This window comes from Latilactobacillus parasakei, from assembly GCF_049674265.1.
GTDB lineage: Bacteria > Bacillota > Bacilli > Lactobacillales > Lactobacillaceae > Latilactobacillus > Latilactobacillus sakei.
In genome coordinates this window covers 681,152-705,727 of record NZ_CP186861.1, presented here as the reverse complement: position 1 = coordinate 705,727, position 24,576 = coordinate 681,152, and the positions used below count along the sequence as shown (strand labels likewise).

Genomic DNA, 24,576 nt, shown 5'->3' with positions numbered 1-24,576 from the left:
AAATTGGATGGGAGTTTTTAAAATGACACAAATCGCACCTTCGATTTTAAGCGCAGATTTTATGAATTTACAACGGGATGTTCAAAACCTTGAGGCAGCAGGTGCCGACCTATTGCATATCGATATTATGGATGGCATGTTTGTGCCTAACATGTCTTTTGGCGCCCAAGTGGTCAGCGGTATTCGTCCGCTAACACAACTAGGATTAGATGTTCATTTGATGGTTGAACAACCAGAACGCTACATTGAACAATTCATAACAGCTGGTTCAGATTTGATCATGATTCACGCAGAAGCAACAGAACATCTTTATCGTGGTCTTCAAATGATTAAAGATGCTGGTGTTAAAGCCGGGGTTGTTATCAACCCAGGGACACCAGTGAGCTACATCGAATCCGTTTTACCATTGGTTGATCAAGTTTTAGTAATGACGGTCAATCCCGGTTTTGGTGGTCAAAAATTCATTCCAGCAATGTTAACGAAGGTTGCTGAATTAGCGGCTTATCGTGAAGCACACGCTGATGCTGATTTTACAATCGAAGTTGACGGTGGTGTTAACGACCAAACAATCGCAGCCTGTGCCAAAGCGGGCGCTGATGTTTTTGTAGCGGGTTCATACACATTTGCTGGTGATTTAGCAACACGGATTGAAACCCTTAAGAAGGCTGCTAATGAAGCGCGTTAATTTATTGGCGGGTGGTCCAGTTGATCAGTGGGCATCGGAATTAGCGACAATCACAACGGTCCCAGGACAATGGATTACGGCCGATCGTGGGACGTTACGCTTATTACAACAAGGTGTGACACCTACGATTGCGGTCGGTGATTTTGATTCCATTACCCCGGCTGAAAAAAAACAGGTGCTAGCGGCAGTCAGAGATATTCGTTCGGTTCAGGCCGAAAAAGACGAAACAGATACACAATTAGCGTTATCGATTGCCTTTGAAGAACTACAGGCTGACCGTGTGGTGGTCTACGGTGCGACTGGGGGCCGAATTGACCATTTCTTAGCCAATCTCTTTATGCCGGTTGAGGAACGCTTTAGAACGGTCCTCAATCGCATTGAGATGCGTGATCGGCAAAATACGATTCAATTCTATGCGCCGGGGACGTACGAGCTGACAAAAGAGGCTGATAAAAAGTACCTCGCGTTTATCCCACTCGTGCCAACGACGGATTTGAATTTAGTAGATGAGAAATATCCACTCACCCATTTTGATACGACGGTTCCAATTTCGTGGGCAAGCAACGAATTCATCGGCGAAAAAGCGCATTTTAATTTTAAAACGGGTATCGTAGCGGTGATTCAAAGTAAGGATTAAAAGAGTGTGTTTGAAACGGTTTGACTTTGAGCATTAGCACAGCTCGGCGAATAACTGCTGCAAGCAGTTATTTGACGAGTGACGCTAAGCACAGAAGTCAGTTTCAAAAAGCACGTTTAAGCCATTAAAATTCGAATATAAAAAGGCTCGACAAATTTATTTTGTCGAGCCTTTTTTGATGGAAACGTGCTTTTGCCAGTAACTTTCTGCGCTTTGCTACACTTGTCAAACCGGCGATTTCGTCGCCAATTCGCCAAGTTAGGCAAATGCTCAAAAGCTAATCACTGGCAACGCACTCTGTTTTTGCGCAAAAAAATAGATTGTCCGAAGACAATCTAAGAAACGAAATTAAACACGAGTAACTTTGCCTGATTTCAAAGCACGAGCAGAAACCCAAACACGTTTAGGTTTGCCATCAACTAAGATACGTACTTTTTGTAAATTTGGCTTCCAAGAACGACGAGATGCGTTCAAAGCGTGTGAACGCTTGTTGCCAAATGATGTTTTACGGCCGGTAATAACGTCTTTTGCCATGGTCTATTCCTCCTTTTAGTAAAGCCGGTAGAAGAATTAACGAGAAACATAATATGATTCAGTTAGTCTTAATAGTTGCATGCATGCACACCGGCTTACACAATTCACTTAAACAATTTACCATAATAGTTGAGCTAATGCAAGAACTCTTACAAGGAAAATTACTTGACAGGTCATTTTTTAAGGGTAGTATCTAATAAAAGCATGCGTTATACTAAGCAATACAGGTTCGTTAAAGTACTTTGAAAGTTATCGGAGCTATGCTAAAATAACATTAAGTATGTCACAAGGAGGCTATTTTAATGGCTGTTAAAATTAAGACCCAATACGGCGATATCGATATTACGAATAATGTGATTGCCACTGTCGTTGGCGGTGCTGCAACTGATATTTATGGCATCGTTGGTATGGCAAGCAAGAATCAAATTCGTGACAATTTAAATGAAATTTTAAATCGTGAAAATTACAATCGGGGCGTTGTTGTTCGTCAAGAAGAAAATGGCGTGGCAATCGACGTTTATATTATTTGTGGTTATGGCATTAAGATCTCAGAAGTTTGCCGTAATGTTCAAAGTAAAGTGAAATATAATCTTGAAACAATGTTGGGTGTTAGTGCAAACTCAGTTAATGTTTATGTTCAAGGTGTACGTGTATTAGAAGACTAAAATAATGAGCGGAGCTGGTGGTTAAAGCCAGTTCTATTTGTTTTCGTTCGAGGAGGAACATTCGTGAAAGTTACTGAAATTACAGCAACCGAGTTTCAAGCAATGATGCGGGTTGCTGCACATCGCTTAACTAAAAATGCAGAATTTGTGAATTCATTAAACGTTTTCCCAGTACCTGATGGGGATACAGGAACTAATATGAGTTTAACTTTTCAAAGTGGTGCTAAGGCGGTTAATGAAAATAATGCGCAAGCAGTTGGTGAATTATCAAAGAGTTTAGCAAAGGGCCTATTAATGGGTGCCCGCGGTAATTCTGGTGTGATTAGTTCACAAATCTTCCGTGGCTTTTCAAAGAGTATGGAAGAAAAAACAAGTTTAACGGCCCAAGATTTAGCAGATGCTTTTACAAGTGGCGTTCAAACAGCGTACAAAGCGGTTATGAAACCCGTTGAAGGGACGATTTTAACAGTTGCGCGTGAAGGTGCTAAAGCGGGTGCCAAAGTTGCTGCACAAACAGATGATATTGGTGCAGTTGTTGAAGCGGTCGTTGAAGGTTCTAAGAAGGCTTTATTGAAGACCCCTGAACTATTGCCCGTCTTAAAAGAAGTCGGCGTTGTCGATTCTGGTGGTCAAGGCTTAGTTTTCATTTATGAAGGTTTCTTAGAAGGCTTAACAGGTCAAGCACCTGCCAAGGACCTTTACACACCCGATGAAGCTGAAATGGATGAAATGGTTAACGCTAACCATCACCAAACAGCACAAATGGGAACTGAAGAAATCGAAAATGGTTACTGTACAGAAATCATGGTCGCACTTGGCGACGGCACCACTGTTGATCGCGAATTTGACTATGATGAATTCAGAAACCATTTAGACGGTATTGGCGACTCATTATTAGTCGTTGCCGACGATGAAGTGGTTAAAGTCCATGTCCATACAGAACATCCAGGAACAGTGATGGCTTATGGCCAACATTTTGGTTCATTGATGAAGATTAAAGTGGATAACATGCGTTTGCAACATGATACAATTGTTGAAAATGATCAACAAGCAGCAGCCCCCGTTCAAGCAGAACCAGTTGATACTGGGATTATTGCGATTTCAGCTGGTGCTGGTGTGGCAGAACTCTTTAGAAGTTTAGGGGCTACTTATATTCTAAGTGGTGGTCAAACAATGAATCCAAGTACACAAGATATTTTGGATGCCATTCAAGCAGCTAACGCGAAGAAAGTTATTTTATTACCAAATAATAAAAACATCTTCTTAGCGGCTGAACAAGCTGCCGAAGTTGCTGAAATTCCGGTTGAAATTGTTCAAAGTCGGACAATCGCACAAGGGATGACAGCTCTCTTGTCATTTGACCCTTCTGCAGAATTGCAAGCTAACCAAGCAGCAATGACTGAAGCACTTGATACGGTGATTAGTGGTCAAGTGACACAAGCCATTCGCGATACAACGCTTGATGGTCTTGAAATTAAAAAAGACGATTACATGGGGATTATCGACGGTAAGATTAAGGTCTCAACTGCTGATCGTCAAACGGCTGCTATCGAAATGGTTCAAACTATGTTGGATGAAGACAGTGAAATTGTCACAATTATCGTTGGTGAAGACGGTGATATGACAGAAGCTGAAGCCATTAGTGATGCCATTATGGCCCAAGACGATGAATTGGAAGTTGAAATTCACGAAGGTGACCAACCTGTTTATCCATATTTAATTTCAGTTGAATAATTAATCAAATAAAACAGGAATGGGGCTATTAAAAATACCTGATTCCTGTTTTTTAGTAGAAGTGTGTTTGAAACGGTTTGACTCTGAGCATTAACTTAATTTGGCGAATTGGCGATGCAATCGCTGATTTGAAAAATGTTGTTAAGCGCAAGAGTCAGTTTCAAAAAGCACGTTAAAAAAGAAGTGCGTTCAAACCGGTTATTCTTTGAGGACTAGCTACGTCCCGCAAAAGGATGGTTTGAAAAGCACGTTAAATTCATCAAAAAAAGGAGGTGCTGTCAGTGTTAAGTTTAACGGATTCTGTGACTGTTTTAACGGGTGTTGGCCCGAAGCGTTTGACAGCCCTCAATCAATTAGGAATCGCAACAATCAGTGATCTATTGTATTATTTTCCGTTTCGTTACGAGGATTTGAAGGTTAAGGATCTCTCGGAAGCGGTCGATCAGGAAAAGGTCACCTTAAAAGGAACAGTCGTTGCTGATCCAGTCGTCAGTCGTTGGGGACCGGGTAAGACACGGCTAAACGTCCGGTTATTGATTAATCATGATGTCATTATGGTGACTTTTTTTAATCAACCCTACTTGAAGGATAAATTTGAAGCCGGTGTTGATATTGCTGTTTATGGTAAATGGGATGCTAGACGGAATAGTTTAACGGGGATGAAGGTTTTAGCGGTTCAATCGGCTGATAATCCTTCGTTTGCGGCGATTTATTCAACCAATAAAAACGTGCGTCAAGGCACGCTCGTGAAATTAATCCGCGAAGCATTTGATAATTATCGCAATGTCATTCCGGATTTGATTCCGACTGATATCCGCGAGCGGTATAAATTAGTTTCTGAAGTGGAACTGATTGCTGGCATGCATTTTCCGGAAAGCTATCCAGAAGCAAAGCAGGCGCGACGCACCGCTATTTTCCATGAATTCTTCTTGTACCAGCTGCAGTTGCAGGCGATTAAACAAGCAGATCGGCATGTTGAAAATGGGTTAGCATTACCTTATCAAAACGCAGCCCTCAAGGAATTTATCAAGACGTTACCGTTTGATTTAACGGATGCCCAAAAGCGGGTGGTCAACGAAATTTGTTTAGACCTCAAGGCACCGGCGCATATGAACCGTCTTTTACAAGGGGATGTTGGGTCTGGGAAAACGATTGTCGCGGCGATTGCAATGTTTGCTGCAGTGACGGCCGGTTTCCAAGCGGCCTTGATGGTCCCCACTGAAATTTTGGCGGAACAACATTATCAGAGCCTACAAAAGCTTTATGCACCAATGAATGTGACGGTTGGGTTACTAACTGGTTCGACAACGGCCAAGGAGAGACGGACGTTGTTGGCGGATATTGAATCCGGTCGGATCAATATCATTGTCGGCACGCACGCACTTATTCAAGATGCCGTGGTTTACCACAAGTTAGGCTTTGCCGTCATCGATGAACAACATCGATTTGGGGTCAATCAACGGCGCGTGCTACGTGAAAAAGGTTTGCAGCCTGATATGCTGGCAATGACAGCGACACCGATTCCGCGGACCTTGGCAATTACCGCCTATGGTGAAATGGACGTTTCGACTATCGATGAATTACCTAAAGGTCGGATTCCGATTGAAACCAGTTGGGTGCGTAGTAATCAAGTTGAACAAGCGCTCTCGTTTGTCCAAAAACAATTGGCTGACAACTCGCAAGTTTTTGCGATTACGCCGTTAATTGCAGAATCGGAACAAATGGATCTCAAAAATGCGGAAGAAATCTACGCAACTTTGGCGGAGCGGTTTGAGCCGCAGTACCATGTGGCGCTATTACACGGTAAGTTGAAGGATGACGAGAAAAACCGGATTATGACGGCTTTTTCAAATAACGAGATTCAACTACTGGTTTCAACGACCGTTGTTGAAGTCGGGGTCGATGTGCCTAATGCGACCGTGATGATGATTTTTGATGCTGACCGGTTTGGGTTAGCCCAACTTCATCAATTGCGTGGTCGAGTTGGTCGGGGCAAGAAAAAGGCCTATTGTCTATTGATTGCTGATCCTAAGAATCAACAAGGTGTAGATCGAATGACGATCATGACCGAAACGACCAATGGCTTTGTCGTCGCGCAAAAAGATTTAGAATTACGAGGCCCTGGTGAGGTCTTTGGCGATCGGCAATCGGGATTGCCAGTCTTCAAGGTGGGTGATCCAGTTGCTGATTTTGCCAGTTTACAGGTCGCACAGCAAGAAGTACAAAAAATCTTCACGGTTGATCCTACTTTTAGCCAACCGTTATATGCGCCTTTAAAAGCGTATCTCGCACAACAAAAACAAAACTATCAAACATTAGATTAACGAAAGAAGAGGAAATAGCATGAAAGTAGCAGTTGATGCAATGGGCGGCGATTTCGCGCCTCAATCAGTAATCGAAGGGGTTTTACAAGCCCGTTCAGAATTTACGGACTTAGATTTTATTCTATACGGTGATCGAGCACAGATTGAACCCTTAATCGATGATATGACGCGTTTAACAATCGTGCATACCACAGAAAAAATTGCGAGTGATGATGAACCAGTCCGCGCTATTCGCCGTAAGAAGCAGGCCTCAATGGTTTTAGCGGCTCAAGCAGTTAAAGATGGCCAAGCAGATGCACTCTTCTCATTAGGGAATACAGGGGCCTTGTTAGCAGCCGGTTTATTTATTATTGGTCGGGTAAAAGGAATTGATCGCCCAGGTTTAATGCCAACTTTACCATCGATTAATTCTGATGAAGGGTTCAATATGTTAGACGTTGGCGCTAATGCCGAAGCTAAGCCAGAACACTTGCATCAATACGGTTTAATGGGTAATTTCTATGCGAAAGACGTTCGAGGCATTGAAAATCCACGAATTGCTTTGTTAAATAATGGGACAGAAGCGACCAAGGGTGATGAATTGCATAAGGCAACGTATCAACTCTTAGCGGATGATGCAGATTTGAACTTTGTCGGGAACGTTGAAGCTAATGATTTGTTAAAAGGTGTTGCCGACGTTGTTGTGACGGATGGCTTTACTGGCAATGCAACGTTAAAAGCAATCGAAGGCACTGCCACAATCGTCATGTCACAAGTGAAACATGCGATTATGGATGCTGGGGTTAAAGAAAAAATTGGTGGGCTATTATTAAAAAGTAGTGTCGGTGGTATCAAGGAAAAATTTGATACATCTGTTTATGGCGGTGCTGTTTTACTTGGCTTAAAAGCACCAGTTATCAAGGCACACGGGGCTGCCGATGCACGCACGGTTTACTATACGGTTAAACAAATTCATGCGATGTTAGCTAATCAAACGGTTCAAAAAGTCATTGATTATTTTAGTGACCAAGCTGCGCAAAAGAATTCTAATTAAATAGCTAGACAATGTCTTTCAAAGGCGTTACAATGACTTTCGCAGGCATAAAATCGATTGCTTGAAAGAAACGTGGAAGTTATGTATAATCACTGGATACCCAAAATAATTAGGTGCGAAAGTGTTTCAATTTGGAGGTTTTTAACATGAGTGAACAAGAAATCTTTGATAAGATTGCAGCAATTATTGCTGACCGATTTGAATTGACCCAAGACCAGGTCACAAATGAATTGAACTTTAAGGCAGATCTTGATGCTGATTCAATTGATATTGTTGAGTTCGTCTTAGAATTGGAAGACACGTTTGGTGCCGAGATTCCAGATGAAGAAGCTGAAAAAATCGCAACAGTGGCAGATGCCGTTGCATACATTAAAGCGAAGACCAAATAAAGTAGTCAATTGGACCGTGATAATTCACGGTCTATTTTTTTATCCAAAAATAAGGCGGATAACTTTTCGAAGCTCCAAAAGAGCGCTATGATTAAAGGCGTGAATTCTTTAGGTGTTAAAAATGGCTGGTTAAAAATGAGTGTTTTCACATAATAATCGTTATTATTTATGAGAGATTCTAATTTTATAATCACGGACGTTGATAATTCAACTAAATTAAATTAGAATATTTTAATCTTTATTATTTACTTTTCATTTTCAATCAGGTATGATTATTTTTAACAACTGAAGGGAGTGTCCACATGAGACGAGAAAAGGGTTTAGTATTAGGTGTAACGACGGTGGCGATAACATTATTATTGGCAGCGTGTGGTTCCTCAGGTAGCAAGAATGCAGGTTCAACAGATACGGTTAGTTTTTCAACAACCGATGTGATTTCAACGATGGATCCTGCATTGAACACCGACGTGATTGGGGCGCAGGCGTTAACGGACACAATGGAAGGTCTTTACCGTTATGAAGGTAAGACTATTAAACCAGCGATTGCGACGAAAGTGGTTAAACCAACTAATAATGGGTTAACATATACTTTCCCATTACGTAAAGATGCAAAATGGAGTAACGGCAAGGCCGTGACAGCGGAAGATTTCGTCTATGCATGGCGCCGAGTTGTCGATCCAAAAGTTGGCTCACAATATGCTTACATTTATGAAGGTATTGAAAATGCAGCAGCCATCACTTCAGGTAAACAACCCGTTAGTTCATTAGGGGTAGTTGCCAAAGATAAACACACATTACAAGTTACTTTAGAAAAACCAATTCCATACTTCAGTCAATTAATGACCAGTTCAACATTCTTCCCAGTTTATCCAGATGCTGTTAAGAAAGCCGGTAAGAGTTATGGGACAAATGCTAAGACATTAGTCTTCAACGGCCCTTACAAGTTATCTGGTTGGAACGGCCCAGATAGTGCTTGGAAAGAAGTTAAAAATACTAACTACTGGAATGCTAAAGCTGTTAAAGTGAAAACTTTGAAATACCAAGTGGTTAAAGATCCTTCAACTGCTTTGAACTTATTCCAAAGTAATAAGCTTGATCGCACAAATATCAGTGGCGATACTGCTAAACAAATGAAGAATGATTCTCATTATTCAACACAACAACAAGCTGCTACATTCTATATGCAAGTTAACCAAGCTAAGAACCCAATCTTCAAGAATGCCAAGATCAGACAGGCAATCTCAATGACGATTAACCGTAAAGAGTTGGTTAACCAAGTGTTAGGTGACGGTTCTGCACCAGTAGCTTCATTAACGCCAAAAGGCATGAGTTTTGACCCAACGACTAAAAAAGATTTCACGAGTGAATTAAGCGCTGAGGGTAAAAAACATGCAACATATAATCCTAAAGAAGCAACGAAGCTTTGGAAGGAAGGATTAGCTGAAACCGGTCAAACGGGTAAGACGTTTAACTACACATTATTAGGTGATGATACGGATACTGCTAAGAAACAAGCAGAATATCTTCAAGATACGCTTGAAAAGAACTTACCTGGTTTGAAGGTGACACTTGCCAACGTACCATTTAAGACACGTTTAACACGTTCGGATAACGGTGATTTCGACATGGTTGTCAGTGCTTGGAATGCTGATTTCCCAGACCCAATTACATTCTTAGACTTATTCGTGACTGGTGGTGACAACAATAACGGTAAGTGGAGTAATCCTGAATTCGATGCTCAAATCAAAGCAAGTAAAACAGAAAATGCCAATAACGACAAAGCAAGATGGCAAAATCTCATCAAAGCCCAAGATATTATGAATAAAGAATCTGGTGTCATTCCATTGTATCAAGCAGGACGTGCGTACCTCACTAACTCAAGCGTCAAAGGGTTAGATTACGGCCCTTCTGGAAGTTACAATAATGTCTCACTTTATTTAAAAAAATAAACTGACTTTATAAAAGATGGGTTTCGGCGTTGAAAAACAATGAAGCCCGTTTTTGTTAGGAGCGAACTTATGAGTAAATATTTGATTAAACGGATTTTTTACCTAGTATTAACGCTATTCATTGTCGCTTCTGTGACGTTCTTCATGATGAAACTGATGCCTGGGACGCCATATACGAATCAACAAAAGATGAGCGCTGATCAATTAAGAATTATGAACGAACAATACGGTTTGAATAAGCCGCTGTTCCAGCAATATATTATTTATCTAGGTGGTTTGTTGCACGGTGATTTTGGGACGTCTTTCCAATTTAATAATCAACCGGTTGCCAACCTCATCATGACGCGTTTAGGACCCTCACTTCAAATCGGGGCCCAAGCCATGCTTTTAGGGTCCGTTTTAGGGGTCTTATTAGGGGCAGTCGCGGCAATTCGCAAGAATACTTGGGTGGATGGCGTGGCGACGTTCTTTTCAATCCTAGGAATTTCGATTCCCAACTTCGTCTTAGCCGTTTTACTCCAATTCTTCTTAGCCTTCAAATTACAAATGTTCCCAATCGCCTTATGGGATGGCTGGTCATCTAGTATCCTACCGTCGTTAGCGCTAGCAGTAGCGCCATTAGCTAATACAGCCCGCTTCATGCGGACTGAAATGGTCGATGTCTTAAGTAGTGATTACATCGAATTGGCTAAGGCCAAGGGGAACTCTAAATGGCAAACGGTTGCCAAACATGCGCTTCGTAATTCGATGATTCCGGTTGTGACAATCATCGGTCCAATGGCGGTCAACTTAATGACTGGTTCATTGGTTGTTGAAAATATCTTCTCAATTCCCGGTATTGGGGAACAATTTGTTAAATCAATCATGACCAATGATTATCCAACCATCATGGGCTTGACGATTTTCTACTCATTCTTATTAACCGTTATTATTTTAGTCGTTGATATTTTATACGGGATTATCGATCCTCGTATTCGATTAAGCGACGGTCAGGGGGCACGTTAAATGGCAGATGCGAAGCTAACAGCAGGATCTTTTAAACCACTTAATAAAGATACACATGAAGAACAAGAAAAAATTAGTGCACCCTCATTAACGTTTATGCAAGACGCAATTCGGCGCTTGAAGCAAAATAAGGTGGCGGTGGTCTCACTATTCGTATTGTTGATCATCATCATCGCGGCTGCATTGGCGCCCGTGATTGCACCGCACAATCCCAATACGCAAAACGTAGCGTATGCCAACCTCCCACCTAAAATTGGTGACGGTCAAATCCCGGGATTTAAGGGTGAGATGGACGTTTCCGGTGTTAAAGTTGATAAATATCAACAAGCTGGTGTTCCTAAAGGCAAGTATTTCATTTTAGGGACTGATTACCTCGGCCGGGATTTATTCTCACGAATTCTTTATGGGACCCGTTTATCATTATTAATCGGGGTCCTAGCGACGCTCGTTGATTTGTTGATCGGGATTCCATACGGGATTATTTCCGGTTGGCGGGGCGGTCGGATTGATACGTTCATGCAACGGTTTATTGAAATTATCTCATCAATTCCCAACTTAATTGTTGTGGTGCTGATGATGTTAATTCTACGACCAGGACTTTTATCAATCGTCATTGCGATCGGTTTTACTGGCTGGATTACGATGGCCCGACTGATTCGGGCGCAGACCTTCCAACTAAAGGAGCAAGAATTTGTGCTCGCTGCTAGAACGTTAGGGGAGACACCGTTCAAGATTGCGATGAAACATTTAGTACCTAACTTATCGTCAACGATTATTATTCAAACGATGTTTACCATTCCGAGTGCGATCTTCTTCGAAGCATTCTTAAGTTTTATTGGGATTGGGATTCCCGCACCTAATGCATCGCTAGGGACTTTATTATCTGATGGGCAAAAAGCCTTCCGGTTCTTACCCTATCAAATGTGGTACCCAGCAGCAGTCTTATGTGTCATCATGATTGCCGTCAACTTACTAGCAGATGGCCTAAGAGACGCATTTGATCCAAAATCATAAAGTGTGTCAAAAGCGATTATATTCTGAGAATCAGCATAGCGAGACGAATGATTGCTGCAAGCAATCGTTTGACTTGTGTCGCTAACCGCAGGAATATGCTTTTGAAAGCACGTTTCAAATTACGAAAAAAGACCGTTCGCGGTCTCATAGTTGGAGGTCGTCAAATGGCAAATATTTTAGAAGTTAATCATTTAAGTATTGATTTTAAGACCTATGCAGGTGACGTCCACGCAATTCGGGATGTTAGTTTTAACCTTAAAAAAGGGGAAACGCTAGCGATTGTTGGCGAATCTGGTTCAGGTAAATCGGTAACCGTGCGCAGTGTTATGGGGTTGCTGGCCAGTAACGCCCACGTTAAAGCCGGGACCGTCATGTATCATGGCGATGATTTATTGAAAAAACCAGAACGTGAAATGGATGCGATTCGCGGGAGCGATATCTCGATGATCTTCCAAGATCCGATGACGTCGCTTGACCCAACCATGACAATCGGCAAGCAAGTGGCGGAACCCTTATTGGTTCACAAAACGATGAACAAAGAAGATGCGATGAAACGGGCACAAACCGTGTTAGAATTAGTCGGTATTCCGAACGCCAAAGAACGGATGAAAGATTATCCGCACCAATTTTCTGGTGGGCAGCGGCAACGGATTGTGATTGCGATTGCGATTGTTGATTATCCGCAAATTTTGATTGCGGATGAACCAACAACTGCCTTAGATGTAACGGTGCAAGCGCAAATCATCGACTTGATGAAGGAACTACAACGCAAAATTGAAACGTCAATCATCTTTATCACCCATGATTTAGGCGTTGTGGCCGGGATTGCGGATCGAGTAGCGGTGATGTATGCCGGCAAGATTATCGAATACGGTTTGGTGGACGAAGTCTTTTATGAACCCAAACATCCATATACTTGGGGCTTATTAAATTCGATGCCCACACTCGAAACGGCGGGCAAGTTAGAGGCGATTCCGGGGACACCACCAGATTTGTTGGACCCACCTAAAGGTGATGCTTTTGCACCTCGGAATCCGTACGCACTGCAAATCGATGTGGAAGAAGAACCGCCATTCTTTGAAGTTTCCAAAACGCATTTTGCGGCAACTTGGTTATTGCATCCAGATGCACCAGCGGTTGAACCGCCAGCAGCAATCCAAGCTTTGATGAAAAAACATAACGTTCTTTAAATTATAAACAAGAAAGTAGGCCTGTCAGATGGATAAACAGCAACGTAAAGTCTTAGTTGAAGTCAAACATTTAAAACAATACTTTAACCCGGGCAAAAAATCCGAAGTGAAGGCCATCGATGATATTTCCTTCGAGATTTACGAAGGTGAAACATTCGGGTTAGTTGGCGAGTCTGGTTCGGGTAAAAGTACGACTGGTCGCAGTATTATCCGGCTTTACAGCCCAACTAGTGGTGAAATTAATTTTGATGGGCAAGATATCAGTAAAATCAAGGAACACAGTCGCCAGATGAAGGAATTCCGCAAAGAAATTCAAATGATTTTCCAAGATCCATACGCGTCACTTAATCCGCGGATGAAGGTCAAAGATATCATTGCTGAAGGATTGCACATTCATCATTTGGTCAAAAATGAAGCCGAAAGTGATGCGCGCGTCAATGAATTGCTCGATTTAGTCGGACTCAATAAGGATCACGCAACGCGTTACCCACATGAATTCTCTGGTGGGCAACGGCAACGGATTGGAATTGCCCGCGCTTTAGCCGTTAAACCCAAATTTATCATTGCTGATGAACCAATCTCAGCTTTGGATGTGTCGATTCAGGCGCAAGTTGTCAACTTGATGAAAGAGATTCAGGAACAACAAAACCTCACGTATCTCTTTATCGCCCATGATTTATCGATGGTGAAATACATTAGTGATCGCATCGCAGTCATGCATAACGGTAAGATTATGGAATTGGCATCAGCGGACGATATTTATGATCGCCCACTCCATCCGTATACGCAAAGCCTATTATCGGCTGTGCCGTTGCCTGATCCTAAGGTTGAACGCCAACGTCGCCGGATGCCTTACGATAGTTCAATTGAAAGTGACGATGGTGATCGCCAATTACGAGAAGTCGCTCCTGAACACTATGTTTATGCGACTGAAGCAGAAGTTGCGTCTTACCAATCAGCTTTAGCGACACTTGTGCAACAAGCTAATTAAATGAGAAACGTCTATTTTGAAATATTTGTTTGCGTGTTAAAATAAATATTTCAGAACAGACGTTTTTTTATGCGCCTTTAATTCGGAATACCGGCGTTCGGCGCTGTTTTTTTAGCCGTATAAACGGTATAATAGTGAAAGATTAATCAGTTGAAATGGGGTATTTAATTTTGGATGCAGCACTAGTCAGCGAGCTTCGCGCCCGTTATGGTATTGAATTTAATAATTTAGCACTTTTGGACGAAGCGTTCACACATTCGTCTTACGTTAATGAACATCGCGAGTTAGGCTTGCGGGACAATGAACGATTGGAATTTCTTGGCGATGCCGTTATGGAAATTACGGTCTCAGAATACCTCTACAAAAAGTATCCTGACTGGCCAGAAGGTAAGTTAACACGTTTACGAGCAGCAATTGTCTGCACGAAGAGTTTCAGTAGCTTTTCAAAAGAAGCTCATTTTGACCGTTATATTCGCTTAGGGAAAGGTGAAGAGAAAAATGGGGCCCGCGCCCGGGCAACGCTTTTGGAAGATTTATTTGAAGCCTTCAATGGCGCTTTGTTCTTAGACCAAGGTCGCGGCGCTGTCGTTGATTTTGTTTCACAAGTCATTTTTCCCAAGATTGAAGCCGGTGAATTCTCAGATCAAACAGATTACAAAACGAACTTACAAGAATTCTTACAACAAGATGGCGAAATCGAAATCGACTATCAATTGTTAGCGGAAGTTGGCCCTTCACATGACCGTCAATTTGAAGTGGATGTGTTAGTTGGCGATCGGGTATTAGGCTCTGGTGTGGGTCGCAATAAGAAAGCTGCCGAACAAGCAGCGGCTAAAAAAGCGTTAGAACAACTTAAAGCATAATTGCGATTATCAAGTTAGTGTAGGGAGTTTAGTGCATGCAGTTAAAATCATTAGTCTTATCAGGCTTTAAATCATTTGCTGATAAGACAGAAATTAATTTTTCAGACGGCTTAACCGGCATTGTCGGCCCGAACGGGAGCGGTAAGAGTAATATCACAGAAGCAATTCGTTGGGCGATGGGCGAACAATCGGCCAAGAGCTTGCGTGGCGAAAAGATGCCCGATATTATTTTTGCCGGTACTGATTTACGGCCTCAGATGAACCGCGCCGAAGTCACGTTGAATTTCGATAATAGTGACCACTATTTAAATCAAGAACTAGATAATGTGACGTTAACGCGTCGCCTATTTCGTAACGGTGATAGTGAGTTTTATTTAAATCAAAAAAGTTGTCGATTAAAGGATATCGTCAACTTATTTATGGATTCTGGCTTAGGGCGAGAATCTTTTTCAATTATTTCGCAAGGTCGGGTTGAAGCCATCTTTAACAGTAAACCTGAGGATCGGCGCAATATTATTGAAGAAGCTGCCGGTGTTTTAAAATATAAACAACAAAAGAAAAAGGCCCAAGCAGAATTAGATCAAACCGATGAAAATTTAAGTCGGATTGCCGATATTGTTTACGAATTAAAGGGGCAAGTTGAACCGCTTAAAGAACAAAGCAGTATCGCGCAAGATTATTTGGAACAAAAAGCGCAATTTAACGCCTTACATCAGCAATTGTTGGTCGTTGAAATTGATCAATTAGCAGCAGATCAAACCCAATATCAAGCGCAAGCTAAGACACTCGCTAAGGCACTAGGCGAGATTGAAAGTGAGATTCAAGAAACTAATACGGCGTTGGCCGATAACCAACAGGAAGTCGCAACGTTAGATCAAGAAATTGAAACGGCCAATGAAACCTTGTTGGTTAAGAGTCGCTTGGCTGAAAATTTACAGGGTCAAGAAAATGTTTCTAAGGAACGGGCTAGCTATACTGACGCTAATCGCCAAAACTTGGTTGATCGAATCGCGCAGTTAGAAACGCAGTCGACAACGGCTAAGCAGCAACAAATTGCACTCAAGGCAACATACACAGAAAAAGTGGCGACATTAACTGACTTGAAAAATGAGTTAGCAACCTTGAAACGACAAGCATCAGGGAGTGAGGCCGAATTAAAGGCGAAGATTGAACAAATCCGCCAAGACTATATCGACCAGATGCAAGCCCAAACAACCAACCGCAACGAACAACAATATCTAGAAAAAGCGTTGCTCCAAACGAAGACGCAATTGACACGTCAAGATAGCTCAATCAGTGAAACGAGTGCGCAATTGGCACAAATGCAAGCTGACAAAGCGGCTAAAGAAGCACAAGTTGCCCAATTAGCAACAGACTACGCGGCTTTAGAAACGCAACTAAGTCAATTACAACAACAAATCAGTGCGACACAAAAGCAATATCAAACGGAACAAAATAATTGGTTCCAAGCCTCAGGTATTTTACAAAAGGCAAAAGCTAAACAAGCCAGTTTAGCTGAATTAAACGATGATTACGCCGGCTTTTACCAAGGCGTCAAAGCAGTCTTGAAGCAAAAACAACAATTGCCCGGTTTACTGGGTGCGGTTGCTGAATTAATGACAGTGCCTAACGACTATCAACAAGCGATTGAATTAGCATTAGGGGCCCAATTGCAACAAATCGTTACGACAGATGAAAAGACGGCGCAACAAGCAATCGATTATTTGAAACGTAATCGACTAGGTCGGGCCACCTTTTTACCAAATAATGTCGTGAAACCCCGGACTTTACCAAGCAGTTTGGTGAACCAACTGCAAACAGAACCCGGTTTTATCGGGATCGCGAGCGATTTAATTCAGTTCGACGATGCTGTTAGCCCGGTCATGATGCATTTGATGGGGAATTTAATTATCGCCACTGAATTGACAGAAGCAATTAAGATTGGCCGCCTGACAGGGCATCGGTACCGAATCGTCACTTTAGCGGGTGATATTTTAAGTCCAGGGGGCTCAATGACTGGTGGCCATAATAATCGCCAAAATAATGGTGGTTTATTGGCACGGAAGCAAACATTAACAGATTTGGAACAACAAATTAGTAAAATGCAATTGGCCTTGGATCAAAAGCAAACCAAGGTACAAGCTTTACACCAAGATTTGGCAGAGCAACAGGCGCAACTTGAACAACAACAAGGTGCCTTTGAAACAGCTAAGACGCATTACCAAACACAAAAAAATGAGTTGACGTTATTAAACGAACGTCTTACGCAATTCGAACGCCAACAACAAGCGACTGATTATCAAGTCCAACAACAACAACAAAGTTACGACGCAGATTTGAAACGCCAAGGCGAATTACAGGTAGCAGCTACCGAGATTGAAGCACAACTCACGCAGTTAAAAGCGGACTTGGATGCGGCCAACGAACAATTGCAACATTTTGACCAGAGCCAAGAACAGATTCGCCAACAACAAACCGCTTTGGAAACGAAGTTGGCAGTCGCGCAATCTGAACAAAAAAATGTACAAGAAAAACTTACTGATGCCACGCAATTGGCTAACGATTTAACGCAACAACTTGAAACGAGTCAACAAGCACTCGCAGCGTTAAAACAGGCTGATTCTGAAGATGCGATGACGCAAAAAGAACGGCGGACGCAACTGAAGACTACTAAAGCACTGATCCAAAAACTTACTGCAGAATTGGCAACAAAACGGACGGCACGAGAAATGCTTAAGGCCACGCAACAAACGTTACAAGCTAACGCAACGCGTGTTTATCAATTGCAGCGGAATTCTTTAGCTGAGCAAGAACAAAACGCGGTTGCTTTAAACCGTGTTAAGATTAATATTGACCAACGCTTAACGACATTGCGCGAAGATTATCAGTTGAGTTATGAAGCGGCTAAATCGGCTTTACAAGCTTCCGATTTAACGAATGACCAATTGAAATCAAAACTCAAACTTTTGAAATTAGGCTTAGCTGATTTAGGGACTGTCAATTTAGCGGCTATTGAGGATTATCAACGGGTTAAGGAACGTTACGATTTCTTAATGCAACAAGATGCCGATTTATTGGATGCCAAGTCACAATTATTAGCGTCAATGGCTGAAATGGATGCGGAAGTTGAAAAGCGTTTCAAGCAAACGTTCGACCAAACTGCAGCGGCCTTTGAAGAAATCTTCCCAATGATGTTTGGTGGTGGGCACGCGTCATTAACCTTGACGGACCCATCCGCTTTATTAACCAGTGGGATTGATATCATTGCACAACCACCTGGCAAAAAACTACAACGCCTTAGCCTGTTATCAGGTGGCGAGCGCGCATTAACGGCGATTACGTTGTTATTTGCCATTTTAAAAGTGCGGCCCGTACCGTTTTGTATTTTGGACGAAGTGGAAGCGTCATTGGATGAAGCCAATGTCGATCGCTTCGGTCGTTTTATGAAGCGTTATGAGAGTGAGACGCAGTTTATCGTTATTACGCATCGTAAGGGCACCATGACCCAAGCCAACCGGTTATACGGGGTAACAATGGCAGAATCAGGCATCTCGAAGATCGTATCCGTCTCGTTAGAAGAACACGAAACCGCCTAGGAGGTAAGACATGGGATTATTTGATCGCATTAAAAAAGCATTCACGCTAGAACCAGAAAAAGAACCGGAAAAAGTCGACGAACAAGCAACGACTGCTGAAAAGGAAGCTGACGATCCAGCTGAAAAATCGACAGAAAAGCTTGACGATTCAACCGGCGAGGCCGATTCTGGAGAAACACCAGAAACACCAGAAACACCAGAAACACCAGAAACACCAGAAACACCAGAAACACCAGAAACACCAGAAACACCAGAAACACCAGAAACACCAGAAACACCAGAAACACCAGAAACACCAGAAACACCAGAAACACCAGAAACACCAGAAACACCAGAAACACCAGAAACACCAGAAGTGCCAGTCGAAGAAGAACCAACTGAACCAGTGATCGCAGAGACACCAACACCAGTTGAAGCAGAGCCAGAACCGGAAGTTGTTGAACATGAAGTAACAGCTGCGCCTGAAGAGGCAGTTGTTGCTACTGATGAATCAACAGCTATGGAAGAAACAACGGTGGCAGATGATGTAGAAGCTGAACCCGTTCAAGCAGCTCAAACTGAAAAATATGATCAAGGTTTAGAAAAATCACGGAAGACTTTTGGACAACGGTTGAACGCCTTGTTCGCTAACTTCAGAAGTGTCGATGAATCTTTCTTTGACGACGTTGAAGAAATGTTAATCGAAGCCGATGTTGGTTATGAAACAGCAATGAAAATTGCAGACGAATTACGTGAAGAAGTGAAGTTACGCAACGTTAAGAAACCAGAAGCCGTTTCACAAGCGATTGTTGAAAAATTAGTCGATCTATACGGTCAAGAAGGACAACAAGAAGATAATGAATTACATTTTGCCCCAGAAGGTGAATTGACAGTCTTTCTTTTCGTTGGCGTCAATGGTGCCGGCAAGACAACTTCAATCGGGAAGTTTGCTCACCAACTAGAAAAAGCCGGTAAGAAGGTCTTGCTTGCCGCTGGTGATACATTTAGAGCGGGTGCAATCGAACAATTACAAGAATGGGGCCGCCGCGTTTCTGTACCAGTGGTCGCTAATAAAGCAGGCAGTGATCCAGCCGCCGTTGCTTTTGATGCCGTTAAGCGGGCTAAAGAAGAAAACTTCGACGTCTTATTAGTTGATACTGCTGGTCGTTTGCAAAATAACGTCAACTTGATGAAGGAACTTGAAAAGGTGAAACGCGTGATTACGCGTGAAATCCCAAGCGCCCCTCAAGAGGTCTTGTTAGTATTAGATGCAACGACTGGGCAAAATGCCTTGGTTCAAGCTAAACAATTTAAATCAACCACTGACGTCACCGGAATTGTGTTAACCAAACTGGACGGCTCCGCTAAAGGTGGGATTGTCCTTGCTGTTCGGACCGAGTTACACTTACCAGTTAAGATGGTTGGTCTAGGTGAACAAATGAATGACTTACAATTATTCGATCCTAACCGCTTTGTTTACGGTTTATTCAAAGACATTATTGTCGGGGATGGCCCACAAAGTGAGATTGATACGGATGTTAGTCAGGCGATTAAATGAAATTTATGACTTCTGATAAAGTATCACTTGATTATTCAGATGTTGGTGTAGGGCAACCAATCGTTTTCCTAGCGGGTTTTGGCGCTTCCAAAGAAATTTGGCATGCACAAGCAAATTTTTTTGAAGCTCGTCAATTTCGAGTTATTCAGCTAGACGTCCGTAATCAAGGTTTAGCACAGCATACGGTAAAGGGATTAAGAATGTCACGAATGGCAAAAGATATTGCCGAATTAATTGCAACGCTTGGGTTAGACAAACCAATTTTAGTGGGTAATTCAATGGGGGCTGCTTGTATCTGGGCTTATATGTCACTTTATTCTGATCAGCAACTGGCTAAAGTGGTTGTTGTCGATCAGTCACCTAAGATGATTGCTGATGAAACTTGGCATTATGGTTTTAAGGACTTAGATTGGTCTAATTTTCCAATACAACTCAGATTAGACTTTGGTCGTGCAACCTATCGGAGGATTGATACAGCGACTAATGAATTAGTAACTGCCGTTAAACAGCAACAACCATTTGATAGAGAACTTGATTTACCGTTATTAGTGGATCATGCGTTTCAGGATTGGCGAGATGTTATTCGACAGAGTACGCGGCCATATTTGGTAATCGCAGGTAAAAAAAGTCCTTATTTTAATCCAGAATTTGCCGAAGCAGTGGCTCAAATGGGTGCCGATGGTCACTTTGAGATAATCGAAGAAGCCGGACATATTGTGATGGCTGAACAATCTGGCTTGTTTAATCAGGTACTATTAACGTTTATTAAAGCTTAAAAAAGGCATCAGGACAAGGATTAACTTGTCTTGATGCCTTTTTGGTTATCATTAAACGTTTGACGCTAAAATTTTAGTTGCTGTAGGTTCATCGAGAATAACATCTGTTAAGAAATTACCACGTAATGCGGCAGCAACAGCGTAGCTCTTGAACTTATTATTAACAACGGCAATTCGGATAGGGACTTGGAGAATATCATCGGTTGAAATACCGAAAGTTTTATCAGCACTAGAATCGATTAAGAAGTGACCATATTGATCGAATGGTCGGCCATAAAGTAACCCGACAACCTGTTTTGCATTGATATTAGGGAATAAAGCGGCTAGACTATCATGCCAACTAGGAATCGATTCTAAGGACTCCATTGTTCCTAAAGTAGTTAGAATGAGGTCCATTTGATGTGCTGTTGTTAAGGTTGGTTGGATTGCAGGTTCAAGTGCTAGTAATTGGCGAACTTGATCATTAAGAATGTAGAGGGGGGCGTTTAATGTTGAGTATTGACTATTATATTTATTGGCCGCTTTTTGAACCATCCGCATTGAGCCGGCAAGTGAGTTGTATTTACCGTTTTCACCCATGAATTGCGTGAAAATAAGTTGTTCCTTGGTTGTTGGTTTAAACCGTTCGATAACGTTATAAACAGTGTCTCCCCAACTTAGCCCAATAATTTTTAAGGGTTCGATGAGACTTTGGACATTTTGGGCTGCGAAGGCGTAAAAGCGGTCGGCATCATTGCTATTTTTTTCAGTGTTGGCAAGTACGTAAAAGTGGTGGCCGGGATAGCTAACCCCAAGTTGTTTTTCAAGCTCCTGATTGCGAGCAAAAGGTGACCTAATTGTAATTGAAACAATGTTTTTAGTTAATGCTTCATCTAAATATTTTGAAATTTTGTAACGACTAACTTGATATTTAGTTGAAATGTCAGCAATTGTTAATTGATTGATGTAGAAATCTTGCGCAATATTGATCAATAAATCAGTATTTGTTTGTTCAGCCATAGTAATCTCCTTGAATTAGTTTGTTAAAAAAGATAGATGAAAAATATTACATATTAAATATAACGCTTTCTATTTACAAAATGAACAAATAGAAGTATTATTAATTTAAAATATTTTAAAAATATATTATTTTTTTAAAATATTTTAAATTGGAGGTTATGCAAATGGCTCTTGATGAGATAAAAGCGTTGCACGAGAAGCATACAGGCGTTTTAAGTATTCATGGTGAACTGCCTGTGAAAAACAGAACAGATTTAGGCAAAGCATATACACCAGGTGTCGCTGGATTGAGTAAATTAATTCAACAAGATACCTCACTTGCCCGCCAATATACGGTTAGTGGCAAATTAATTGCAATTATTACGGATGGTTCCGCTGTACTTGGATTGGGCGATATTGGTCCCCAAGGTGGGCTTCCAGTTGTTGAAGGAAAAGCACTATTATATAAGGAATTAGCGGGTGTCGATGCGATTCCACTTGCATTGGATCAAACATCGGTTCCAGAATTCGTTCAAACGATTAAGAATATCAGTAAAAGTTTCGCTGGTATTCATTTGGAAGATATCAAGGCACCTAGATGTTTTGATATTGAGGATCAATTGAATCAAGTGCTCGATATTCCAGTATATCATGATGATCAAGAGGGAACAGCGATTGTTGTATTGGCAGGCTTAATTAACGCTGCTAAAGTTGTAGGTAAATCATTGACTGATTTAAAGGTCGTTGTTAATGGCGCGGGTGCTTCAGGATTAGCAACAGCGAAGTTATTGGCTAATGTAGGCATTCAAAACATTACACTAGTTGATCAAAAAGGTGTGGTTCGTGACCAAAGTACTAGTCTAAATGATTATCAATTGAAGTTTGTTCAATCAGTTCAACCGAACACAGATGCGCATACGCTAGCAGAAGCGTTAGTTGATCAAGATGCATTGATTGGGTTATCAGTTGGGGAAATCGTAACTGAAACAATGGTTAAATCAATGGCGACTGCCCCCATTATTTTTGCATTAGCTAATCCAATTCCTGAAATTGATCCGGCATTAGCTCAAAAAGCGGGCGCTGCAGTGATTGCAACCGGGAGCTCAGCCTATCCAAATCAAGTTAATAATATTCTAGCATTCCCAGGACTCTTTAGGGGCTTACTTGAGAACCATGTAACCCACTTTGAAACTGGTATGGAAGCCGAGATTGCAAAAGCATTAGCCAATATGATTAAAGCACCAACTAATGAAAAGATAGTGCCTGGTGTCTTTGATGATGGTGTCGTTGAAACGGTAGTTGAAGCAGTAAAGCAGTATAAATAATGATTTTAGAATGGAGTCTTTGATATGGAAGCAAAGAAAACTGTAAACAATCAGAATTTATTTCAAAAATTTATTGCATTACACATTGGTATTATTCCGATGCCACTCTATTTAATCTTAACACTTGGCTACGTCCTATTAACAATGGGGAATCAAATGCCAGATGATATGTTAGGTGCTTTAGGCATCATGACTTTATTTTCATTTATTCTGGAAGAAGTTGGTAAACATATTCCGGTCTTGAAATCATTAGGCGGTAAAGTGTTGGTGGTTACCTTCTTACCATCATATTTAGTTTATCAGAATTGGTTACCTAAGAGTACTGTTCATGTTGTAACGAATTTTATGACGCGTAATAATTTCTTAGCATTTTTTATTGCTTTATTAATTGTCGGTAGTATCAGTGCGATGAACCGTAAGACTTTGATTAAGGCCAGTACCAGAATTATTGTCGTTTTATTAATTTGTGAACTTGTAGGTCCGATTTTGGGAATCGCCGTTGGAACATTATTGGGCCTTTCTGCATGGAAGAGTTATTTCTATGTTGTTGCACCAATTATGGCCGGTGGCGTTGGTGAAGGTGCCTTGCCATTATCATTAGGTTATGCAGCCATTATTTCAATGACGCAACCTAAGATTTTTGCCATGATTTTACCTTGTGTCATGTTGGGGAGTTTAGTAGCAGTTATCTTAGCTGGTATTTTGAAAAAAATCGGTGATGTGCACCCAGAATTAACTGGGAATGGCCGTCTTGTTGAATCGGATGAAGCTGAATCAGGGCTTGATAATTTAACACAAAAATCAAACGGTGCTGATATTGAAAAAATGTTAGTATCAGGTATTTTAGCAATTGCACTCTATTTGCTAGGGGTTTGGGTCAATAGTGTTATTCATTTACCAGCACCAATTGTTTTATTAATTGTTGTGATGGCTGCTAAAATGTTGGGGTGGATTCCAGAAAGCTTACAAGCTGGTGGGAGTTCATTGTACAGTTTAACGGTTAAAGGCATCACACCACCATTACTATTTGGTGTCGGGGTTGCAATGACACCTTGGAAATCATTGATTACGGTTTTTACGAACGTACCGATGTTGATCACAATTGTTGTAACAGTTACGGGAATTGTCGCTGCTGCTTTCTTTAGCGCTAAGTTCTTGGGAATGTACCCTGTTGATACAGCAATCGCGGTATCATGTTGTAGTGGACAAGGCGGAACCGGTGCTTTAGCGATTTTGGCAGCTGGTGATCGGATGGTCTTAATGCCATTTGCACAAGTAGCTGTTCGTTTAGGCGGTGCCATTACCGTAACATTATCAATATTCTTGATGCGATTATTTGCTTAAAAGGAGC

General features: G+C 41.6%; 20 protein-coding genes. 18 read left to right on the top strand and 2 right to left on the bottom strand.

The features are described 5' to 3' along the window. Positions 1 to 22: 22 nt before the first annotated feature. On the top strand, positions 23 to 685 hold the full coding sequence (gene rpe, locus ACPBEH_RS03660; RefSeq protein WP_011374403.1) for a ribulose-phosphate 3-epimerase: 663 nt from the start codon (positions 23 to 25) through the stop codon (positions 683 to 685). Then, positions 672 to 1,322: a thiamine diphosphokinase gene (locus tag ACPBEH_RS03655; protein ID WP_424349762.1), complete on the top strand. Its 651-nt coding sequence runs from the start codon at positions 672 to 674 to the stop codon at positions 1,320 to 1,322. The genes rpe and ACPBEH_RS03655 overlap by 14 nt, the downstream gene beginning before the upstream one ends. A 348-nt stretch (positions 1,323 to 1,670) precedes the next feature. Here ACPBEH_RS03655 and rpmB read toward each other — a convergent pair whose 3' ends face one another. After that, the gene (gene rpmB, locus ACPBEH_RS03650) at positions 1,671 to 1,856 is read right to left on the bottom strand and encodes a 50S ribosomal protein L28 (protein WP_004265581.1); all 186 of its coding nucleotides are present in this window, start codon (positions 1,854 to 1,856) and stop codon (positions 1,671 to 1,673) included. Between the two features lie 302 nt (positions 1,857 to 2,158). Between rpmB and ACPBEH_RS03645 the strand changes: the two genes are divergently transcribed. From ACPBEH_RS03645 to ACPBEH_RS03580, 14 genes are all read left to right on the top strand, one after another. After that, a complete protein-coding gene (locus tag ACPBEH_RS03645) occupies positions 2,159 to 2,521 on the top strand; it encodes an Asp23/Gls24 family envelope stress response protein (protein WP_016264868.1) in 363 nt (120 codons plus the stop codon). A 63-nt stretch (positions 2,522 to 2,584) separates the two neighbouring features. After that, positions 2,585 to 4,255, top strand: a complete 1,671-nt coding sequence (locus ACPBEH_RS03640) for a DAK2 domain-containing protein (RefSeq protein ID WP_424349761.1) — start codon at positions 2,585 to 2,587, stop codon at positions 4,253 to 4,255. A 281-nt stretch (positions 4,256 to 4,536) separates the two neighbouring features. Continuing rightward, positions 4,537 to 6,579 carry an ATP-dependent DNA helicase RecG gene (gene recG / locus ACPBEH_RS03635; RefSeq protein ID WP_424349760.1) on the top strand — a complete coding sequence of 681 codons (2,043 nt, stop codon included), beginning with the start codon at positions 4,537 to 4,539 and terminating at the stop codon, positions 6,577 to 6,579. 19 nt (positions 6,580 to 6,598) lie between these two features. Next, complete coding sequence (gene plsX, locus ACPBEH_RS03630) at positions 6,599 to 7,612, top strand: phosphate acyltransferase PlsX (RefSeq protein ID WP_424349759.1); 1,014 nt, start codon at positions 6,599 to 6,601, stop codon at positions 7,610 to 7,612. Between the two features lie 146 nt (positions 7,613 to 7,758). Then, positions 7,759 to 8,001 carry an acyl carrier protein gene (gene acpP, locus ACPBEH_RS03625; protein ID WP_011374409.1) on the top strand — a complete coding sequence of 81 codons (243 nt, stop codon included), beginning with the start codon at positions 7,759 to 7,761 and terminating at the stop codon, positions 7,999 to 8,001. Positions 8,002 to 8,303: 302 nt separating this feature from the next. After that, positions 8,304 to 9,950 carry a peptide ABC transporter substrate-binding protein gene (locus tag ACPBEH_RS03620; RefSeq protein WP_424349758.1) on the top strand — a complete coding sequence of 549 codons (1,647 nt, stop codon included), beginning with the start codon at positions 8,304 to 8,306 and terminating at the stop codon, positions 9,948 to 9,950. A gap of 69 nt (positions 9,951 to 10,019) precedes the next feature. Continuing rightward, positions 10,020 to 10,955, top strand: coding sequence for an oligopeptide ABC transporter permease (gene opp3b, locus ACPBEH_RS03615; RefSeq protein ID WP_011374411.1), 936 nt, complete (start codon positions 10,020 to 10,022; stop codon positions 10,953 to 10,955). Further along, entirely contained in the window at positions 10,956 to 11,969 is a 1,014-nt protein-coding gene (locus ACPBEH_RS03610) for an ABC transporter permease (RefSeq protein ID WP_056936396.1), read from the top strand. Between the two features lie 164 nt (positions 11,970 to 12,133). Next, positions 12,134 to 13,159 (top strand): ABC transporter ATP-binding protein, encoded by a 1,026-nt coding sequence (locus ACPBEH_RS03605; RefSeq protein ID WP_016264874.1) that lies wholly within the window; start codon positions 12,134 to 12,136, stop codon positions 13,157 to 13,159. Positions 13,160 to 13,187: 28 nt separating this feature from the next. Beyond that, positions 13,188 to 14,150 (top strand): ABC transporter ATP-binding protein, encoded by a 963-nt coding sequence (locus tag ACPBEH_RS03600; RefSeq protein ID WP_251933728.1) that lies wholly within the window; start codon positions 13,188 to 13,190, stop codon positions 14,148 to 14,150. 155 nt (positions 14,151 to 14,305) lie between these two features. Further along, positions 14,306 to 15,013: a ribonuclease III gene (rnc, locus tag ACPBEH_RS03595; protein ID WP_016264875.1), complete on the top strand. Its 708-nt coding sequence runs from the start codon at positions 14,306 to 14,308 to the stop codon at positions 15,011 to 15,013. Positions 15,014 to 15,048: 35 nt separating this feature from the next. Then, a complete protein-coding gene (gene smc / locus ACPBEH_RS03590) occupies positions 15,049 to 18,609 on the top strand; it encodes a chromosome segregation protein SMC (protein WP_424349757.1) in 3,561 nt (1,186 codons plus the stop codon). 10 nt (positions 18,610 to 18,619) lie between these two features. Continuing rightward, entirely contained in the window at positions 18,620 to 20,146 is a 1,527-nt protein-coding gene (gene ftsY, locus ACPBEH_RS03585) for a signal recognition particle-docking protein FtsY (RefSeq protein ID WP_424349756.1), read from the top strand. Further along, entirely contained in the window at positions 20,143 to 20,922 is a 780-nt protein-coding gene (locus tag ACPBEH_RS03580) for an alpha/beta fold hydrolase (RefSeq protein ID WP_424349755.1), read from the top strand. Before ftsY ends, ACPBEH_RS03580 begins: the two co-directional genes overlap by 4 nt. A gap of 51 nt (positions 20,923 to 20,973) precedes the next feature. Here ACPBEH_RS03580 and ACPBEH_RS03575 read toward each other — a convergent pair whose 3' ends face one another. Beyond that, entirely contained in the window at positions 20,974 to 21,921 is a 948-nt protein-coding gene (locus ACPBEH_RS03575; protein ID WP_424349754.1) for a sugar-binding transcriptional regulator, read from the bottom strand. A 164-nt stretch (positions 21,922 to 22,085) separates the two neighbouring features. On the opposite strand from ACPBEH_RS03575, the gene ACPBEH_RS03570 reads away from it, so the two are divergent. Then, positions 22,086 to 23,225 carry an NAD(P)-dependent malic enzyme gene (locus ACPBEH_RS03570; RefSeq protein WP_424349753.1) on the top strand — a complete coding sequence of 380 codons (1,140 nt, stop codon included), beginning with the start codon at positions 22,086 to 22,088 and terminating at the stop codon, positions 23,223 to 23,225. A gap of 24 nt (positions 23,226 to 23,249) precedes the next feature. Then, positions 23,250 to 24,569 (top strand): 2-hydroxycarboxylate transporter family protein, encoded by a 1,320-nt coding sequence (locus ACPBEH_RS03565; protein ID WP_069468301.1) that lies wholly within the window; start codon positions 23,250 to 23,252, stop codon positions 24,567 to 24,569. Positions 24,570 to 24,576: the final 7 nt, after the last annotated feature.

Bases quoted from the DNA above. Each gene is read 5' to 3' on its own strand.
- ACPBEH_RS03645 (WP_016264868.1), top strand. From the start codon at position 2,159: ATGGCTGTTAAAATTAAGACCCAATACGGCGATATCGATATTACGAAT.
- ACPBEH_RS03565 (WP_069468301.1), top strand. From the start codon at position 23,250: ATGGAAGCAAAGAAAACTGTAAACAATCAGAATTTATTTCAAAAATTT.
- ACPBEH_RS03600 (WP_251933728.1), top strand. From the start codon at position 13,188: ATGGATAAACAGCAACGTAAAGTCTTAGTTGAAGTCAAACATTTAAAA.
- ACPBEH_RS03580 (WP_424349755.1), top strand. From the start codon at position 20,143: ATGAAATTTATGACTTCTGATAAAGTATCACTTGATTATTCAGATGTT.
- smc (WP_424349757.1), top strand. From the start codon at position 15,049: ATGCAGTTAAAATCATTAGTCTTATCAGGCTTTAAATCATTTGCTGAT.
- ACPBEH_RS03575 (WP_424349754.1), bottom strand. From the start codon at position 21,921: ATGGCTGAACAAACAAATACTGATTTATTGATCAATATTGCGCAAGAT.
- ftsY (WP_424349756.1), top strand. From the start codon at position 18,620: ATGGGATTATTTGATCGCATTAAAAAAGCATTCACGCTAGAACCAGAA.
- rpmB (WP_004265581.1), bottom strand. From the start codon at position 1,856: ATGGCAAAAGACGTTATTACCGGCCGTAAAACATCATTTGGCAACAAG.
- rnc (WP_016264875.1), top strand. From the start codon at position 14,306: ATGGGGTATTTAATTTTGGATGCAGCACTAGTCAGCGAGCTTCGCGCC.
- plsX (WP_424349759.1), top strand. From the start codon at position 6,599: ATGAAAGTAGCAGTTGATGCAATGGGCGGCGATTTCGCGCCTCAATCA.
- acpP (WP_011374409.1), top strand. From the start codon at position 7,759: ATGAGTGAACAAGAAATCTTTGATAAGATTGCAGCAATTATTGCTGAC.
- ACPBEH_RS03610 (WP_056936396.1), top strand. From the start codon at position 10,956: ATGGCAGATGCGAAGCTAACAGCAGGATCTTTTAAACCACTTAATAAA.
- opp3b (WP_011374411.1), top strand. From the start codon at position 10,020: ATGAGTAAATATTTGATTAAACGGATTTTTTACCTAGTATTAACGCTA.
- ACPBEH_RS03620 (WP_424349758.1), top strand. From the start codon at position 8,304: ATGAGACGAGAAAAGGGTTTAGTATTAGGTGTAACGACGGTGGCGATA.
- ACPBEH_RS03655 (WP_424349762.1), top strand. From the start codon at position 672: ATGAAGCGCGTTAATTTATTGGCGGGTGGTCCAGTTGATCAGTGGGCA.
- rpe (WP_011374403.1), top strand. From the start codon at position 23: ATGACACAAATCGCACCTTCGATTTTAAGCGCAGATTTTATGAATTTA.
- ACPBEH_RS03605 (WP_016264874.1), top strand. From the start codon at position 12,134: ATGGCAAATATTTTAGAAGTTAATCATTTAAGTATTGATTTTAAGACC.
- ACPBEH_RS03570 (WP_424349753.1), top strand. From the start codon at position 22,086: ATGGCTCTTGATGAGATAAAAGCGTTGCACGAGAAGCATACAGGCGTT.